The organism is Micromonospora sp. WMMA1949, from assembly GCF_027460145.1.
Taxonomy (GTDB): Bacteria; Actinomycetota; Actinomycetes; order Mycobacteriales; family Micromonosporaceae; genus Micromonospora.
Genome location: NZ_JAPZBG010000001.1, coordinates 6,320,117 through 6,337,293, shown reverse-complemented (window position 1 = coordinate 6,337,293; position 17,177 = coordinate 6,320,117). Strand labels below are relative to the sequence as shown.

Sequence of the window (17,177 nt, the reverse complement as noted above, 5' to 3'; positions counted from 1 at the left end):
AGCGGGCCGGCGCCAGGTGCGCCGGCCCGCTTCGTCATCCGCGTGGCGCGTACGGGGCGAGCGGGTTGACCAGGGTGCCGGCGAACTGCAACGCGGCCGACGGGTCGGACAGGTCGACCATCTGCTGGTTGTTGCGCAGCTGGAGCCGGTTGAGGCAGGACAGCGTGAACTCCGGCGCGAACAGGTCGTGCCGGCGCATCCGGTCGGCCAGGTGCGGCACCGTCGCGGCGTAGTCGGCGGCGCACTCGGCCACCGTGCGCCAGAACCCGTCCTGGTCCAGCACGCCCTGGGTGTGCAGGGCGGCGCTCAGGTGCCGCAGGAAACAGTCGAAGACGTCGGTGAAGATGGACAGGATCTTCTCGTCCTCGGGCACGGCGGCCCGGATCCGTCCCACCCGCTCGGGCAGGTCCGCGTCCGGGTCCATCACCACGATCTCCTCGGCGATGTCCTTGAAGACGACCCGCTCCACGGCGCCGCCGTGCAGCACCAGGATGACGTTCTCGCCGTGCGGCATGAACGCCAGGTCGTAGGCGTACAGGCTGTGCAGCAGCGGCACCAGGTAGGCGTCCAGGTAGCGGCGCAACCAGTCGGCCGGCGCCAGCCCCGACTCGTCGATCAGCGCCGCGGCGAGCGACCGCCCGTCGCGGTCCAGGTGCAGCAGCGAGGCCATGGTGGCCAGCCGCCGCCCGGGTTCCAACGCGGGGACCGGGCTCTCCCGCCAGAGCGCCGCCAGCATCTTCCGGTACGGCGAATAGCGGTCGGTCGCCGCCTCGTACTGCCGGTGGCGGTAGCCGATCGCGGCCCGCTCCCGGATGATCGACAGCCGGGTGCGCCTGAGCACCGGGTCGGCCTCGATCAGCCCGGCCAGCCAGTCGTTGATCGCGGGCGTCGCCTCCATGTACGCGGCGGACAGGCCACGCATGAAGCCCATGTTCAGCACCGACAGCGCGGTCTTGACGTAGTGCTTCGCCGGGTCGCTGACGTTGAAGAAGGTGCGGATGGACTGCTGCGCGAGGTATTCGTCCGGCCCTTCGCCGAGGCAGACCAGCCGGCGCCGGGCCACCTCACCGGCGAACGTGACGGCGAGCTTGTTCCACCACTGCCACGGGTGCACCGGCACGAACAGGTAGTCGGCCGGGTCCAGGCCCAGCCCGGTGAGCGTGGCGGTGAACCCGGCCAGCGTCTGCTCGCCCAGCTCGGCCCGGACCAGCGTGTCGTAGTCCAGGTCATCGGCGCAGGTGAACGTGGTGTGGTCGCGGTGCGCGGCGAGCCAGAGCAGCCGTACCGGCGCGGCGGCCTCCGGGGCGTACGCGTGGTATTCGTGCACGCCGAAGCCGATGCGGCCGTTGTTCGCCACGAAGCAGGGATGCCCCTCGGTCATGCCGGTCTCGATCGCCTGGAAGTCGGCGGCGGCCAGCTCGGCGGCGCTCCGCGCGGGCTTGGCCAGCTTGTACGCGGTCCCGGCCAGCGTGGAGGTGATCTCCTCCAGGTAGACCGGCAGGATCGCGTCGGTGAGGCCGAGCGCGCCGCGCAGCTCCACGCACAGGTCGACGGCGTCGGGCGGCAGGTCCGCGTCGTCGCGGCGGCGCACGATGCTGTCCGGGTCGATCTGCCAGTGGTCCAGCGCCAGCCGCTGCGCGGCGAACCGGTACTCGACGGTGCCGTCGTCGCTGCGGACCAGCCACTGCCCGGGTCCGGCGGGCTCGGGGGTGATCAGGCGTTCGTGGGCGAACTCGGCGAGCGCCTTGCGCACCAGCAGCCGGTTGGCCGTCGCCCACGCCTCGGGGGTCAGGTGGTCCACGGATGCGCTGGCGTTCACGCCGGTGCCCCTTCCTCGCCTGCGGGCGCGCCGGTGGCGGCCCGGAACTGGTCCCGGGTGCAGACGCTGAGCAGCGCCTCCTTCTCGGGCTTGCGGATCGGGCCGACGACGGTGAAGCCGACGGCCGCGTTCAGTGCGTGCACGGCGGTATTGCGCACGTCCGGCTCCACCACCACCCGGCGGGTCGCCGGGTCGGCGAACAGCCAGGCCATCACCGTGGTGATGACGGCACGGGTGAAGCCGTGCACCGGCGTGTCGGCGGGTGCGCAGAGGAAGTGCATGCCCACGTCGCCGGGCTCCGGGTCGTACAGGCCGACCAGCTCGACGTGCGCCGGGTCGTACCGTTCGGCCAGGAACGCCGGGGTGCCGCGCCACGACCCCAGGTACGCGTCGTGGTGCGGGTGGTCGGCGATGCGCCGGTACTCCTCGGCGACCGCGTCCACGTCGGCGTCCTGCATCAGCCAGAACGCGGACTTGGGATGGGTCACCCAGCGGTGCAGCAGCGCGGCGTCGGCGTCCGGGTCCAGCGGGCGCAGCGTGAACTCGCCCAGCGCGTCGTCGACGCGGGTGAAGGTGGTCATGCGGGCGCTCATGCCGGCGCTCCGGCCGGCGCGCCGAACTCCTGGAAGGCGATGGCCTTCTCCACCGGGTAGTGCTCCCGGCCGGTCATCTCCCGGATCAGCCACGAGTTGCGGTACGGGCCCATGCCCAGGTCGGGCGAGGTGATGCTGTGGGTGTGGGTGCCGCCGTTCTGGAGGAACACGCCCCGGCCGGTGTGGTCGATGCTGTAGTTGCGGGCCACGTCGAAGCGGCCGTGCGCGTCGAAGCGCAGCCGGTCCCTCACCGGCGCGAGGAACTCCGGCACCCGGTAGTGGTAGCCGGTGGCGAGCACCAGCCCCTGCGTCTCCAGCGTGAACGCGCGGTCCTGCTCGGTGTGGCGCAGCCCGAGCCGGTAGCGGCCGTCGGCGTACGCCGCCTCGACCAGTTCGGTGTTGGTCAGCAGCCGGGTCGGCGCCGGACCGTGCAGGCTCTTGGCGTACAGCAGGTCGTAGATGTCGTTGATCAGGTCGGCGTTGATGCCCTTGAACAGCGGCTTCTGCGCGGCCTCCAGCGCGTAGCGGGTCGGCTCGGGCAGCGCGTGGAAGTAGTCCACGTAGTCCGGCGAGGTCATCTCGAGCGTCAGCTTGGTGTACTCCAGCGGGAAGAACCGGGGTGAGCGGGTCACCCAGGTGAGCTGGTAGCCGTACGTGTCGATGTCGCCGAGCAGGTCGTGGTAGATCTCGGCCGCGCTCTGGCCGCTGCCGACGATCGTGATGCTGTCCTTGGCCCGCAGCGCCTCCCGGTGCTCCAGGTAGCGCGAGTTGTGGATCAGGTCACCGCCCAGCCCGGCGCAGGCCGGCGGCAGGTACGGCGGGGTGCCGGTGCCGAGCACGAGGTGCCGGGCCCGGTGAGTGACCGGCCCGTCCGGCGTGTCCGCGTGCACCACGTACCGGTCGTCGGCCTCGTCGTGTTCGACGGCGGTGACGGTGTGCCGGAAGCGCAGGTTCGGCAGCTTGGCGGCGGCCCAGCGGCAGTAGTCGTTGTACTCGGCGCGCAGCGGGAAGAAGCTCTCCCGGATGTAGAACGGGTAGAGCCGGCCGGTCTCCTTCAGGTAGCTCAGGAACGAGTACGGCGAGGTGGGGTCCGCGAGCGTGACCAGGTCGGCGATGAACGGCGTCTGGAGCCGGGTGGACTCCAGCAGCATGCCGGGGTGCCAGTCGAAGCTGTCGCGGGCCTCCAGGAACAGCCCGTCGAGGTCGTCGATCGGTGCGGTGAGGCAGGCCAGGCCGAGGTTGTAGGGGCCCAGCCCGACGGCGATGAAGTCGTGGGTCGACATGGGGGTTCTCGTTCTCCTCGACGGGGGTCAGCCGACCGGGCAGGACAGCTCGGCGGCGGTCGCGGTCCGGGCGTACCAGGCGGCGTGGTCGGCGATGAGATCCAGCACGTGGGCGACGTCGTCCACAGTGGTCTCGGGGTTGAGCAGGGTGAGCTTCAGGTGGTGGGCGCCGTCGACCCGGGTCCCGGCGACCAGTGCCGCGCCGGAGGCGGCGAGCGCGTCGCGGGCGTGCAGGTTGGCCTCGTCGACCAGGTCGGGGGCGAGGCCGGGGGGCCGGTAGCGGAAGACCACCGTGCTCAGCTGCGACGGGGCGGCCACCTCGAACCGCGGGTCGGCGTCGAGCCGCCGCCACGCCTGCGCCGCGAGGTCGACGACCTGGTCGAACAGCGCGCCGATCGCGTCCGGCCCCATGATCCGCAGGGTCAGCCAGAGCTTGCAGGCGTCGAACCGGCGAGTGGTCTGGATACTCTTGTCGACCTGGTTCGGGATGCCCTGCTCGACCGCCCGGGCCGGGTTGAGGTAGTCGGCGTGCCAGGTGGCGTGGCGCAGCGTCCGGCCGTCGCGGACCAGCAGCGCGCTGGAGCTGACCGGCTGGAAGAACGACTTGTGGTAGTCCACAGTCACCGACGCGGCCCGCTCGATGCCGTCGAGCAGGTGCCGGCGGGTGGGGGAGACCAGCAGCCCGCAGCCGTACGCGGCGTCGACGTGCAGCCAGACGCCCGCGCCGGCGCAGATGTCGGCGATCTCCGGCAGCGGGTCGACGGTGCCGAAGTCGGTGGTGCCGGCGGTGGCGACGACGGCCATCACCACGCGGCCGTCGCGACGGCAGCTGTCGATCACGCGGGCCAGCTCGTCGGTGCGCATCCGGCGGTTCGCGTCGGTGGGCACGGTGAGCACCGCGTCGGCGGCCAGTCCGAGCAGCTTGGCGGCCTTCTGCACGCTGAAGTGCCCGGCCGCGGAGGTGATGATCCGCAGCCGGGACAGCACCGCCGGCCGGTCCGGCCGGCCGTCGGCGCCGCCCACCACCCGGCGGTACGCCTCCTCGCGTGCCAGCAGCAGCGCCTGGAGGTTCGACTGGGTGCCGCCGCTGGTGAAGACCCCGTCGGCGGCCGGTCCCAGCCCGATGCGCCCGGCCGTCCACTCGATCAGCCGCCGCTCCATCAGCGTCGCGCCGGCGCTCTGGTCCCAGGTGTCCAGTGAGGAGTTGACGGCGCTGAGCACCGCCTCCCCGAGCAGCGCCGGGATGACCACCGGGCAGTTGAGGTGGGCCAGGTAGCGCGGGTGGTGGAAGTACACGGCGTCGCGCAGCCACACGTCGTGCAGCTCGTCCAGGGCGGCGTCGGTGTCGCCCAGCGGCCGGTCCAGGTCGATGCCGCCGATGAGCGGCGCCAGTTCGTCGGGCGTGACGCCGGTGAACGGCGCGTCCACCTCGGCCACCCGGCGGGCGACCCGGTCGACGCCGCGGGCGAGCACGTCCCGGTACCGCCCGAGCGAGCCGGCGTTGAACAGGTGGCCGCGTGCCTCGGCGGCGGTGCGGCCGGTGTCGGTGGGCGCGGCGCCGGTCGGGCTCCCGATCGAACTCATGCGACTTCCCAGCGGTCGTGCGGACAGGGCGCGCGGCCAGAGCCGCGGCGATCAGGTTAGGTTAGGCTGGCCTAACAAGCAAGCGCGACTCGGCCTGTTTTGTCCCGCATGTACCGCCGGTTGGCGACGTCCGCCTGTCGCGGTAAGGTCGCCGTCGGTTAGGGGAGGTTATCCTAAGTTGACGATCGAATGGAACCACCGCCGGGCGCACCCGGGCGGGGCGAGACGATGACACGCGTCGATCGCGATCCGTGGGGCGTGCCGCAGCTGCAGGCCGGCGACGTCGACACGCTCGCGCGCCTGCAGGGGCGTGTCGCGGCGACGGACCGGGCCTGGCAGATCAGCGTCGAACGCTGGCGCGCCGAAGGGCGCCTCTCCGCCCACGTCGGCCCGGCCGAGCTGGCGTGGGACCGGTTCGCCCGCCGCGTACGGCTGGACGACACCGCCCGGCGCTGCTACGAACGGCTGGACCCGGACACCCGGCGCTGGGTCGAGGCGTACGTCGACGGGGTCAACTCCGGACTCGCCGAGGGCGCCGCCGGCGCACCCGAGTTCGCCGCCACCGGCACCGCACCCGAACCCTGGCACCCCTGGTCGCCGCTCGGCGTGTTCCTCGTCCAGCACGTGCTGTTCTCCACGTTCCCGAACAAGCTCTGGCACGCGCACGTGGCCCGCACGCTCGGCCCCGAGGCGGCCGGACTGTTCGCGGTCGAGGGACCGGCGTCGGCGGGCAGCAACGCCTGGGCGCTGCCCGCCGACCCGGCCACCGGACGCGGCCCGGTGATCGCCGGTGACCCGCACCGGCTGCTCGAACTACCCGGCGTCTACCAGCAGGTCCGGCTGACCTGCCCGGAGTTCGACGTGGTCGGTCTCGCCTTCCCCGGCGTACCCGGCGTGCCGCACTTCGGCCACACCGGGCACGTGGCCTGGGCCGTCACCAACGCGATGGCCGACTACCAGGACCTCTACCGCGAGCGGCTGCGCCGCGACGGCGACCGCGTGCTGGTGCGCGACGCCGACGGCTGGACGCCCGCCACGCGCCACGTCGAGGAGATCGAGGTCCGCGGCGGCGCCCCGGAGACCGTCGAGGTGATCGAGACGCCCCGCGGCCCGGTGATCGACCACGACCGGGTCACCGGCGAGGCGATCGCCCTGCGTACCCCGAGCCGGGTCGAGGCCCGCCTCGGCTTCGAGGCGCTGCTGCCGCTGCTGCGCGCCCGGCGTACGAACGACGTGGCCGACGCGCTGCGACACTGGGTCGAGCCGGTCAACAGCGTGCTCGCCGCCGACACCCGGGGCAGTGTCCGCCGCCTGGTCGCCGGCCTGGTCCCGGTACGCGACGAGCGGTGCCGCCGGGAGCCCGTGCCGGCCTGGGAACCGGCCTACCGGTGGCGGGGTGGCTACCTGCCGCTCGTGGACGAACCGGTCGACGGCGTGGCGGTGTGCGCGAACGACCGCCGCGACGACGTGGCCGCACACGGCACCGACTTCGCCCCGCCGCACCGGGCCCGCCGGATCCGGGAGCTGCTCGCCCAGGACGCCGAACCGTCCATCGTGCACACCGACGACCGCCTCCCGGCCGGCCCGCTGTACCGGCTCCTCGACCGGCTCGACCCCGGCCGGCTCGACGAACCCGCCCGCGCGCTGCTGCTGCGGCTGCGCGGCTGGGACCGCGTGATGGCGGCGGGCTCGGCCGAGGCCGGGGCGTACGCGGCGTGGCGGGCGGCGCTGGCCCGGCGGCTGCGCGTACACCCGAGGTTGCGCGCCCTCGACGAGCCGTGCGGGTTCGACGAGCTGTTCGCACCGTGGACCGACCCGGCGGCCCGGATCGGCCTGGCGCTGGACCACCTCGCGGCCGGGTTCGACCTCGCGGAACCGGCCGCCGAGGCGCTGGCCGAGGTGGCCGCCGGCCCGCCGCCCGGTGCGTGGGGCAGCCGGCACCTGCTGCACCCGGTGCACCTGGGCGTCGCCCCCGCGGTCACCGACGCGGTGGCGGCGATGCGGCAGCGGGTGGCGCTGGCCGGTGACACGGACTGCGTGCTGGCCACGTCCAGCGTGCCGGGCATCTCCGACGCCTGCTGGCGCGGCCCGGTCGCCCGCTACGTGTGGGACCTGACCGACCGGGCGGCCAGCCGCTGGATCGTCCCGTTCGGCGCCTCCGGGCGCCCCGGCGACGCGCACTTCGCCGACCAACTGCCCCACTGGGCCGCCGGGACGCTGATCCCGGTGCCCGCCGGCCCCCTGACGGGAGACGAGACGACGTGATCCACCTGGAGCGCATCCCCGGCCTCGGCGAGCTGGCGCTGGAGCCGGTACGCCCCGACCGGGACGCCGGCCTGCTGCACGGCTGGGTGATCCGGCCCCGCAACCGGTTCTGGGGCATGGGCTCGCACACGGTCGACGAGGTACGCGAGATCTACGCGTTCGTCGACGGGCTGGACACCCACCACGCGTACCTGATCCGGCTCGACGGCGAGCCGATCGGGCTGTTCCAGACCTACCAGCCGGAGGCGGACCCGGTCGGCGAGCGCTACCCGGTGCAGCCCGGCGACGTGGGCACGCACCTGCTGCTCGACCCGCCCCGGCGGTACCCGCGCGGCGTGACCGGTGCGGTCTTCCCGGCCCTGGTCCGGTTCCTGCTGCGCGACCCGGCCGCGCGCCGGGTGGTGGTCGAGCCGGACGTGCGCAACGACGCGATGCTGCGCCGGCTGCGGATCGAGGGGTTCACGCTCGGCGACGAGATCGACATGCCGGACAAGCGGGCGAGGCTGGCGTTCCTCACCCGGGAACGGTTCGAGGCGGACCACCCGCCCGCGTGACGCCCGCCCGCGTCAGGGCTCGACGGCGTCGGCGCGCAGCCGGTCGGCCAGGTCCCGCACCGTCTCGGCGTACGCCGGGTCGTCCTCGGACGGGAGGTGACCCTTGACCGGCGGCGGGACGCTGTCCCAGGGCGGGGCCACCAGGCCTTCCGGATCCCGGAGACGACGGTCCACTGTCGCCTCCGGGCCGGTGACGCGGGCCGGCTCGTCCGCGCGGTGCGGGGAGAAGATCCATCCGCCCAGCGCGTCGGTGTCCCGCCACAGGTTGCGCCACCGCCAGCCGACCCGCCCGCCGATCCCGCGCAGCATGTCGTCGCCGACGTAGGCGGGGAACAGCCGGGCGTAGAGCCGGCGCAGCGGTGAGCTGTAGGTGAGCAGGGCGACCCGCGCGCTGATCTCCGCCGGTAGTTGCAGGACGGTGGCGGCGACCAGCACCGAGCCGTGGCTGTAGCCGGCCAGCAGGACCCCGTTGCCGCTGCGCACCAGGTACGTGACGCGCCGGGCCAGCTCCGGCACGGCCCGCTCGGCGTAACAGGGCGGTGCGAACGGGTGCGCGGCCCGGGGCCAGAACGTGGCGAGGTCGAAGAGCACGCCGACGTGGTGGCGGAAGCCGGGACTGCGGTAGGCGAAGATCCCGGCGACCACCAGGCCGAGCACCGCCGCCGAGATCGCCACCCCGCCCACCTCGATGCCGAACATGACCAGCTCGGCCGGGATGTGCGTGCGCCGTTCCAGAGCCACGCCCGGCTCGGGGTGGACCAGCGCCATCGCGGTGGTCGCGGCGCCCGCGCCGGCCATGACGGCGAACAGCACCGCCAGGGGCACCAGCAGGTCGGTGAACCGGGCCCGGACGATCATCGTCCGGACCTGCCGCAGCCGGGGCGCCGCCTCGGCCGGGGGCGCCGGGAAGTCCCGCTCGACGATCGCCTGGGCGGCGCGTGTCCGGCCACGCCGGGACACCAGTGCCACCACGGCGGCGGCCACCAGCGTGACAAGCAACGCGCGGAAGAAGCCGTAGATCGCCCAGGTGTACGCGCGCGCCGGCCCCGGAATGTCGTCCGCCGGGGACACGCCCCGGTCCAGCAGGTCGGCGGTGCGCTGGACCAGCTCGGCGGAGTACGCGACGGCGAGCCCGCCCGCCGCCGCGGCGACCACGAGCGCGCCGAGCCCGTTCGGCGGCTGGTGGCCGCGTGCCCGCAGGCGGTGCCAGATCAGCACGGCACCCAGGGCGCCGAGCAGGACGGCGTGCGTGGACAGCAGCCAGGTCAGGATCGAGCCGTAGCCGGGCAGCCCGCCGCCGGTACGCCAGCGGGTGGGGGCGAACAGCAGGTACCCGGCCACCACGACGGTGAGGCCGATCGCGGTGGCGCGCAGCACCCGGGCGACCCGGTCGCGTCGCGGGTCGGTGGGTGCCCGGTCGACGAGCGGCGGAACGCAGACCAGGACGACGCAGGCGAGCAGGACCGCGCCGGTGACCGCGAGCAGCACCGCCACCGTGGGCGGAACACCCTGCGCGGCCCGGGCGGCGAGGAGGCAGGCGTCGAGCACGGCGAAGGCCGCCGCGATGTGGATCGAGCGCAGCCGGCCCATCAACGGTTCGGTGTCCCACTGGCCGATCGTGCTCAGCGGAGGCCCGGCGGACGCCCGCTCCGGCGCCCGGAACGCGGTGAACGAGCGCCCCGGCCGCCGGGCGCCCCACCAGACCAGGCTCACCGCGGCGGTCGGCACCAGCGCCAGCACCACGAGCCGCAGCCCCACCGGCCGCCCGCCCATCCAGGACAGCCATTCGCGGTCGGCGATGCAGGCCGGGACGGACAGGCACTGCCAGGCCACCAGGTCCAGCGCGACCCCGGCGCCGGAGAGCACGTACAGCCCGGTCAGGCTCAGCCCCAGCACCCGGCACAGCGCCCGCACCACCACGCCGCCGACCGCGTCCACCGGCCGCATCCACACGGCCACGTTGAGCAGCATGAAGGGCATCAGGAACAACAGCGAGAGGGTCCGCAGGGCGGTGCCGGACGGCAGGTCGTTCCACTGGTACGCCTCGAGCGTCACGCCGCCCGCTCCGCGCTCGTCGGCCAGGTCCGGACGGGGACGGTAGAAGCCGGCGCTGCGGTCGCCCGCGACCTGCCGGACCAGCGGCCGGTCCAGCACCTCGGCGGCGCCGCCCGCCGAGACACCGTGCACCCGTAGCTCCACCACCTCGCCCGACGGGGCCTGTGCCCGCCCTGGTCCAGCCGTCATCGACCCTCCGCGACTCCCGGCCGCCCACGCCGCCTGCACGGCCCGCCCTCGGGTGGCGCACCTCCCTACCCGGCCGGGGCGTGGGCAAACGCCCGCACGGCCCGGCGGGCGGCCCGTTCGAAGCCGGGCCGGCCGGGTAACCGCGGGCGGACGTCGGAGGAAGGGAGCCCGCATGACCGGCGCATCGCCCCCGCGCGACGGCTTCGCCGTCGTGGAGATGTTCACCTCCCAGGGCTGCGACAGCTGCCCGCCCGCGGAGGAGGTGCTGTCCGCCATCGACCGGGACGCGCGTGAGCGTGGGGAGCGGGTCTACACGCTCGGCTTCCACGTCGACTACTGGGATCACCTGGGCTGGGCCGACCCGTACGGCGCCGAGGCTCACACGCTGCGGCAGGAGCGGTACGCGCGGGCGCTGCGCTCCGGCGGGCTCTACACGCCGCAGATGATCGTCAACGGGACGGTCGAGTTCGTCGGGTCGGACCGCCGGCAGGCCACCTCGGCGATCGACGCCGCGCTGGCCGCGCCGCCCGGCACCCCGGTGGCGCTGTTCGTGGTGACGGCCGACGCCGGCCATGTGGTGCTCGACTACGAGACCGGGGCGTTGCCCGAGCAGGCCCGGCTGAACGTGGCGGTGGTGGAGCGCGGCCTGGAGAACGACGTCCCCCGGGGCGAGAACGCCGGGCGGCGGCTGCGTCAGGACACGGTGGTGCGGGCGTTCTGCTCCACCGAGTGCAACGGTGAGCGGGGCCGGGTGGAGATCGACGTGCCGGCAGCGCCCGATCCGCGTCGCACCTCGGTCGTCGGATACGTGCAGCAGGGCGACCGGGCGGTGGTCGGCGCCACGGCCGTCGACCTCGGCGACGGGAGCCACGGGTGACGCGGGCCGCGGTGGCGACCCGGCTGCCGCCGATCGACGTCCGCCGCTGGGTGAACTCCGCCCCGCTGACGCCGGAGGACCTGCGCGGACGCGTGGTGCTCGTCGACGTCTGGGAGTACACGTGCGTGAACTGGATCCGTACCGCCCCGTACGTGCGGGCGTGGCACCGCGACTACCGCGACCTGGGTCTCACGGTGATCGGCGCGCACGCGCCGGAGTTCGGGTTCGGCCGGCTGCCGGAGAACATCGACCGGGCGATCCGCGACCACGGACTCACCTACCCGATCGCGATCGACGACGACTACACGTTCTGGCGCGCCCTGCGTAACGACGCCTGGCCGGCGAAGTACCTGTTCGACGCCGACGGGCGGCTGGCCGACCGCTGGGTCGGCGAGGGCGACTACGACCGCACCGAGACGCTGATCCGGCGGCTGGTCGAGGCCGCCGCACCCGCGACCGCGCTGCCACCGGTCACCCCGGAGGTGACCGCGTTCGTGACCACCCCGCAGCCCACGTACGCCGGGCTCACGCCCGAGACCTACCTCGGCGCTGATCGGGGCGTGCCCGGCACGTACGCGCTGCGCGGCGACTGGCGGGTCGAGGGCGAGTACGTCGAGGCGGCCGGTGCCGACGCCGAACTGGTCCTGCCGTTCACCGCCGGCGAGGTGAACCTGGTGGCCGACCCGGGACCGGCGGGACCGGCCGGGGTTCGGGTGCTGCTGGACGGGAAACCGGCCGCTGAGGCGCGCGGCGCCGACGTGGGCCCGGACGACCGGGCCCGGGTCGACCGGGCGGCCATGATCCGGCTGATCGACGGCGCGCCGCCGGGGGAGCACCGGCTCACCCTGCGCGCTGAGCGGCCCGGTCTGCGCGCGTACGTCTTCACGTTCGGTCCCTGACCCGACCCGAGGAGGACAACCCGTGGCCGTCAAGACCATGACGCCGACGCGTACCGGCTCCGACATCCGCGAGTTCCGCATCGACGTGCCGGAGGCGGACCTGGCGGACCTGCGGGCCCGGCTCGCGGCCACCCGCTGGCCGGAGCGGCAGACGGTGGACGACCAGTCGCAGGGCGTGCCGCTGGAGACCAGCCAGGCGCTGGCCCGTTACTGGGCCACCGAGTACGACTGGCGCAGGGTCGAGGCGCGGCTGAACGACCTGCCGAACTTCGTCACCGAGATCGACGGCCTGGACATCCACTTCATCCACGTGCGCTCGCCGCACGCCGACGCGCTGCCGCTGATCGTCACGCACGGCTGGCCGGGCTCGGTGATCGAACAGCTGAAGATCATCGGTCCGCTCACCGACCCGACGGCACACGGCGGCCGCGCCTCGGACGCGTTCCACCTGGTGATCCCGTCGATGCCCGGTTACGGCTTCTCCGGCAAGCCGGACCGGCCCGGCTGGGACCCGCAGCACATCGCCCGCGCCTGGACCGAGCTGATGCGGCGGCTGGGCTACACGCGCTTCGTGGCCCAGGGCGGCGACTGGGGCGCGCTGATCACCGACATGCTCGGCGTGCAGGCGCCGCCGGAGCTGGCCGGCATCCACACGAACATGCCCTGCGTGGTGCCGCCGGACATCGACGCGTTGCTGCAGAGTGGCATCACCGGCGTGAACAACCCCCTCGCGCAGCTGCCGGCCGGGCTCTCGGACGAGGAGCGGGCCGCCTGCGAGCGGATCGACTTCTTCTGGAAGCACTCCGCGTACGCGCTGATCATGACCACCCGTCCGGAGACGCTGACGGCGCTCGCCGACTCGCCGGCCGGGCTGGCGACGTTCATGCTCGACCACGACGCGGCGAGCCTGGACCTGATCTGCGCCGCCTTCGCGGGCCGGCCGGGCGGCCTGAGCCGCGACGACATCCTGGACAACGTCACGCTCTACTGGCTGACGAACACGGGGGTGTCCTCGGCCCGGCTGTACGCGCAGAATGCGCTGTCGTTCTTCGCCGCCAAGGGCGTCCAGGTGCCGGCGGCGGTGAGCCAGTTCCCGGACGAGATCCTGCTCGCGCCGCGTAGCTGGGCGGAGCGGGCGTACCCGAACCTGATTCACTACAACCAGTTGGACCGGGGTGGGCACTTCGCCGCCTGGGAGCAGCCGGAGTTGTTCGCGCAGGAGATGCGGGCGGCCTTCCGGTCGCTGCGCTGACTCCACGACGGATGCGGCCGGGTGGGGCACCACCCGGCCGCATCCTCGGGTTCAGACCTCGGTCAGCCGGATCGCGTCGGCGATGACCAGGCCGGCGGCGGAGCTCCACCGGCTGACCGCGACGCGGTTGGCGTCCCCGGCCGGCAGCGTGAACGTGCCGAGTGAGCGCCACTGCCCGCCGGTCGCCCGCTGGTCGACGACGACGGTCCGGTTGCCGGTGGTGGTGGCGACGATGTACGGCGTGGCCGCGTTGTAGCCCGCGTTCGCCGGCCACCACGCCTCGACCCGGTAGTTGCCGGTGCGCGGGACGTTGAACTTGTACCAGGCCGCGTCGCTCGCGGCGACCGGGTCCGCGTAGCGGTAGTCGGCGCCGTAGCGCTGCCCGGAGTACGTCGAGGTGCCCCAGCTGGCGCTGGCGGTGAACCGGCTCGCGGTGGCGTTGTCCACGATCGACGTCCAGCCGGTGCCGCCGCCGGCCATCTTGGCGGCCACGTCGGCGCGCATCGTGTTCAGGTCGATGAAGGACGGGTCGATCTTGCCGGTGGTGCTGGTCTCGCGGTGCCCCCGGGCGTAGCTCGAGTCCCGGCCGAGCCGCTTGAGCACGGCGGCGGTGGCCGCGATGCTCGCGTTGTACTGGGCGGTGGTCATCCGCTGGTCGACGCCGTTGTAGTCGATCTCCCACCCGATCATCAGGGTGTTGCCGTCCCCGGCCGGGATCGGGCCGCTGCCGCCGCTGGTGCCGGCGTGGTTGCATCGGCCGGCCGAGATCACGTGGAACACGCCGTGGTAGTCCACGAGCGCCTGGCAGAGCGGGCCTGGCAGGTCGGAGCGGCCGTTGATGCAGATGTTCAGCGCCGGGTGCGGGTTGGTGGCGCTGGACGTGGCAGCGGTGTGGTGCCAGAGCACGCCGATCGGGTCGAACGAGCCGGAGCGCATCCGGTTGAGCCAGTCGCCCTCGACCACCACCTGCACGCCGGCGGCCCGCAGCACGTCCACCAGCCAGGGAATGGTCGCCATCACTGCTCCCGGAGCAGGTCGGCGAGGCACTCGGCCTTCGGCGCCGCGTGCGCCGCGCCGGGACGGACGGCCACGGTGACCGCGGCGGCCACCAGGGCGGGTACGCCGAGCAGACCTCGGCGTCGCAGACGGGGGGATCGTGACGTGGGCATGGCGCTCCTCGGGTGACGGCGCTTCACTGATCGACGCATGTGAGTGCGAGCACGCTATCCCGGCGCCGGGCTCTTGTCGATACCCTTCAATGATCGTTTCCATTGTGAAAACTTCCGCCACGACCGTCTGTCGTCGTTCGTCGATGCGTGGTAGAAATCCTGCCCATGTCTCGCCGCCGGGCGAGGAATCCTTCACAGGAGGGGCGCCGATGAGAGCGATCGCCACGGCCCTGACACTTCTCGCCGTCGTCGCGGCCGCGGCCGGTCCGGCTCCGGCCGTCCCGGCCCGTGCCGGGACACCAGGCACCGCCGAGCCGGCCGTCGCGGCAGCGGTCGGCCCGCAGCCCGGCACGTACACCGGTAAGGGCTTCGACACCTGCACCGCGCCGTCCCAGGCCGCGATGGACGCCTGGCTGACCGCGTCGCCGTACCGCGCGGTCGGCGTCTACATCAGCGGCGCCAGCCGAACGTGCGCCCAGCCCAACCTGACCGCGACCTGGGTGGCCGACCAGACCCGCAAGGGCTGGCGGCTCATCCCGATCGAGCTGGGCTACCAGGCGCCGTGCGGCACCCGTACGCCGAAGATGTCCGCCGACCCGGCCACCGCGCGCGGGCAGGGCCGGACCGCGGCGGACAGCGCGGTCGCGGCGGCGACGGCGCTCGGCATCGGCGCGGGCAGCACGCTCTACAACGACATCGAGCAGTACCCGACGAGCGCCTCCTGCCGCGCCGCCGTGCTCTCCTTCCTCTCCGGCTGGGTCGAGCGCCTGCACACGCGCGGCTACCTCGCCGGCATGTACTCCAGCGGCTCGTCCGGCATCACCGACGTCTGCGGCGCGTACCACGACACCCGCTACCTGCGCCTGGACCAGATCTGGATCGCCTGGTGGAACGGCGTCGCGGACACCGACGGGGGCACGTACTGCGCCGACGACCGCTACGCCGACCAGCAGCGCCTGCACCAGTACGCCGGCGACGTCACCGAGACGTGGGGCGGCGTGACCATGAAGATCGACCGCAACTACCTCGACCTCCGGGCCGGCACGGCGACGCCCGCGCCGTGGAGCGTGACAGTGGACAACGGCACGGCGGGCGGGTTCACCGCCGGCGCGGCGTGGGGCACGTCGGCGTACTCCGGGCAGCGGTACGGCGCCGACTACCGCTTCGCCGCGCCGACCCCGGCCAGCGACGTGGCCTGGTTCCGGACGACCCTGCCCGCGAGCGGCAGCTACGAGGTCTCGGTGTGGTACCCGGCCGACAGTGGCTACAACGACCGCACCCCGTACCTCGTAGCCACCACGACCGGCAACCGGACGGTGACGGTCGACCAGCGCACCGGCGGCGGGCGCTGGGTCTCGCTCGGCGTGTTCACGCTCGCCGCCGGGACCGGCGACAAGGTCGGGGTGAGCCGCTGGAGCGCCGGGACCGGGTACGTGGTCGCCGACGCGGTCCGCATCACCCGGGTCTGAGCCGCGGGACGTGAGCCGGTCCCGCCGAGAGTGGGACCGGCTCACGCGGGCGGGCTCAGTTCAGGTGCGCCAGCAGGGCGGTGGCCATGCCCTGCTCGCCCCGGGCGTTCGGGTGGAACGGCGCGGCGGAGTTCTGCGGCACCAGCCCCTCCACCCAGCGGGTGCCGCTGCTCTTGCACGCGTCCCGGCCGATCGACGGGGTGTAGACGTCGGCGTAGCTCGCCCCGCCCGCCGCCGCGGTGTCGGCGAGCATCGTGTTGAGCGCCTTCTGGACGCCACGCAGGTACGGCACGTCCTGGTAGGCGATCGGCACCACCGGCCAGCAGCCGTATCCGCTGTCGGGCAGGATCGCCGGGTAGCCGAGCACCACCACGCGCGCGTTCGGCGCGGCCTGGCGGACCGCCCGCAACACCGCTGTCACCTTGGGCGCGGTGGCGGCGATCCGGGCCCGCAACTGGTCGGTGCCGCCCGCGGTGAACCGGTCCTTGCAGGGCGAGCCGAGGGGACTGCTCACGCTCGCCTCGGCGCAGTCGCCGATGATGCCGGCGAAGCCGATGTCGTTGCCGCCGATCTGGACGGTCACCAGCGCGGTGGCCGAGGTGACGGCGCTGACCTGCGGCGGCAGCGCGATGCCCAGCGCACCGTCGCCGCCGGACAGGATGTCCTCGGTGGTGGCCCCGGAGCAGCTCACGTCGGCGAACGACGACGAGCCGGCGGACGCGGCGACCAGGGACGGATAGTTGCGGTTGGAGCGCAGGCAGTTCAGGTCGACCTGGGTGGGCACGAGCGGCGCGGAGGTGTAGGAGTCGCCGAGCGCGACGTACCGCCCGGCGGGCGCGGCGGCGACGGCGGGTGCGGTGACCGCGAGCAGCACGCCGGCGGTGGCCGCGGCGACCGCGGCGAGTCTGGTGGCGGTCCGCATCAGCGGCAGGCGGGGACGGATCATGGGGCCCTCCCGGAGGGGTCCTGGTGGTGGTGCTGGGATTCTGTCCACGCCTGTGACGCACGTCAATATAGACAGCACTCACTAAAGGCTGTCCCGGGATGTGGTCCGCCGCCGCCCGGCGAGGGGTCGCCCACGCGGGCCCTGGTGTTGCGTACGTCACATTTTTGAGCGACCCGAAAGCCGGGTACGGAACGGCTGCCGACGGGTCGATTCGTTGCGGCGC

General features: G+C 73.6%; 14 protein-coding genes. 6 read left to right on the top strand and 8 right to left on the bottom strand.

Annotated elements, in window-relative coordinates:
• Positions 1-34 precede the first annotated feature (34 nt).
• The 4 genes from O7607_RS29695 to O7607_RS29680 are packed head-to-tail and all read right to left on the bottom strand — an operon-like array spanning position 35 to position 5,279.
• The gene (locus O7607_RS29695) at positions 35-1,819 is read right to left on the bottom strand and encodes an IucA/IucC family protein (RefSeq protein WP_269706759.1); all 1,785 of its coding nucleotides are present in this window, start codon (positions 1,817-1,819) and stop codon (positions 35-37) included.
• The gene (locus tag O7607_RS29690) at positions 1,816-2,400 is read right to left on the bottom strand and encodes a GNAT family N-acetyltransferase (protein ID WP_269707113.1); all 585 of its coding nucleotides are present in this window, start codon (positions 2,398-2,400) and stop codon (positions 1,816-1,818) included. The genes O7607_RS29695 and O7607_RS29690 overlap by 4 nt, the downstream gene beginning before the upstream one ends.
• 8 nt (positions 2,401-2,408) lie before the next feature.
• The gene (locus tag O7607_RS29685; protein ID WP_269706758.1) at positions 2,409-3,695 is read right to left on the bottom strand and encodes a lysine N(6)-hydroxylase/L-ornithine N(5)-oxygenase family protein; all 1,287 of its coding nucleotides are present in this window, start codon (positions 3,693-3,695) and stop codon (positions 2,409-2,411) included.
• A 27-nt stretch (positions 3,696-3,722) separates the two neighbouring features.
• On the bottom strand, positions 3,723-5,279 hold the full coding sequence (locus tag O7607_RS29680; protein WP_269706757.1) for a pyridoxal phosphate-dependent decarboxylase family protein: 1,557 nt from the start codon (positions 5,277-5,279) through the stop codon (positions 3,723-3,725).
• A gap of 228 nt (positions 5,280-5,507) precedes the next feature.
• Here O7607_RS29680 and O7607_RS29675 point away from each other — a divergent pair, with 228 nt between their 5' ends.
• Positions 5,508-7,544 (top strand): penicillin acylase family protein, encoded by a 2,037-nt coding sequence (locus tag O7607_RS29675; RefSeq protein WP_269706756.1) that lies wholly within the window; start codon positions 5,508-5,510, stop codon positions 7,542-7,544.
• Positions 7,541-8,098: a GNAT family N-acetyltransferase gene (locus O7607_RS29670; RefSeq protein WP_269706755.1), complete on the top strand. Its 558-nt coding sequence runs from the start codon at positions 7,541-7,543 to the stop codon at positions 8,096-8,098. The genes O7607_RS29675 and O7607_RS29670 overlap by 4 nt, the downstream gene beginning before the upstream one ends.
• Before the next feature lie 12 nt (positions 8,099-8,110).
• Here the strand turns inward: O7607_RS29670 and O7607_RS29665 are convergent, their stop codons facing one another.
• The gene (locus O7607_RS29665; protein WP_269706754.1) at positions 8,111-10,342 is read right to left on the bottom strand and encodes a hypothetical protein; all 2,232 of its coding nucleotides are present in this window, start codon (positions 10,340-10,342) and stop codon (positions 8,111-8,113) included.
• A gap of 172 nt (positions 10,343-10,514) precedes the next feature.
• On the opposite strand from O7607_RS29665, the gene O7607_RS29660 reads away from it, so the two are divergent.
• The 3 genes from O7607_RS29660 to O7607_RS29650 are packed head-to-tail and all read left to right on the top strand — an operon-like array spanning position 10,515 to position 13,370.
• Positions 10,515-11,219 carry a DUF1223 domain-containing protein gene (locus O7607_RS29660; protein ID WP_269706752.1) on the top strand — a complete coding sequence of 235 codons (705 nt, stop codon included), beginning with the start codon at positions 10,515-10,517 and terminating at the stop codon, positions 11,217-11,219.
• The gene (locus O7607_RS29655) at positions 11,216-12,118 is read left to right on the top strand and encodes a redoxin (RefSeq protein WP_269706751.1); all 903 of its coding nucleotides are present in this window, start codon (positions 11,216-11,218) and stop codon (positions 12,116-12,118) included. The genes O7607_RS29660 and O7607_RS29655 overlap by 4 nt, the downstream gene beginning before the upstream one ends.
• Before the next feature lie 22 nt (positions 12,119-12,140).
• Entirely contained in the window at positions 12,141-13,370 is a 1,230-nt protein-coding gene (locus O7607_RS29650) for an epoxide hydrolase family protein (protein ID WP_269706750.1), read from the top strand.
• 51 nt (positions 13,371-13,421) lie between these two features.
• Here the strand turns inward: O7607_RS29650 and O7607_RS29645 are convergent, their stop codons facing one another.
• Positions 13,422-14,387, bottom strand: coding sequence for a golvesin C-terminal-like domain-containing protein (locus O7607_RS29645; protein WP_269706749.1), 966 nt, complete (start codon positions 14,385-14,387; stop codon positions 13,422-13,424).
• Entirely contained in the window at positions 14,387-14,539 is a 153-nt protein-coding gene (locus O7607_RS29640; protein ID WP_174533668.1) for a hypothetical protein, read from the bottom strand. The genes O7607_RS29645 and O7607_RS29640 overlap by 1 nt, the downstream gene beginning before the upstream one ends.
• Before the next feature lie 209 nt (positions 14,540-14,748).
• Here O7607_RS29640 and O7607_RS29635 point away from each other — a divergent pair, with 209 nt between their 5' ends.
• Complete coding sequence (locus tag O7607_RS29635; RefSeq protein WP_269706748.1) at positions 14,749-16,008, top strand: glycoside hydrolase domain-containing protein; 1,260 nt, start codon at positions 14,749-14,751, stop codon at positions 16,006-16,008.
• 55 nt (positions 16,009-16,063) lie between these two features.
• Here the strand turns inward: O7607_RS29635 and O7607_RS29630 are convergent, their stop codons facing one another.
• Positions 16,064-16,954: an SGNH/GDSL hydrolase family protein gene (locus tag O7607_RS29630; protein WP_269706747.1), complete on the bottom strand. Its 891-nt coding sequence runs from the start codon at positions 16,952-16,954 to the stop codon at positions 16,064-16,066.
• Between the last annotated feature and the right edge of the window lie 223 nt (positions 16,955-17,177).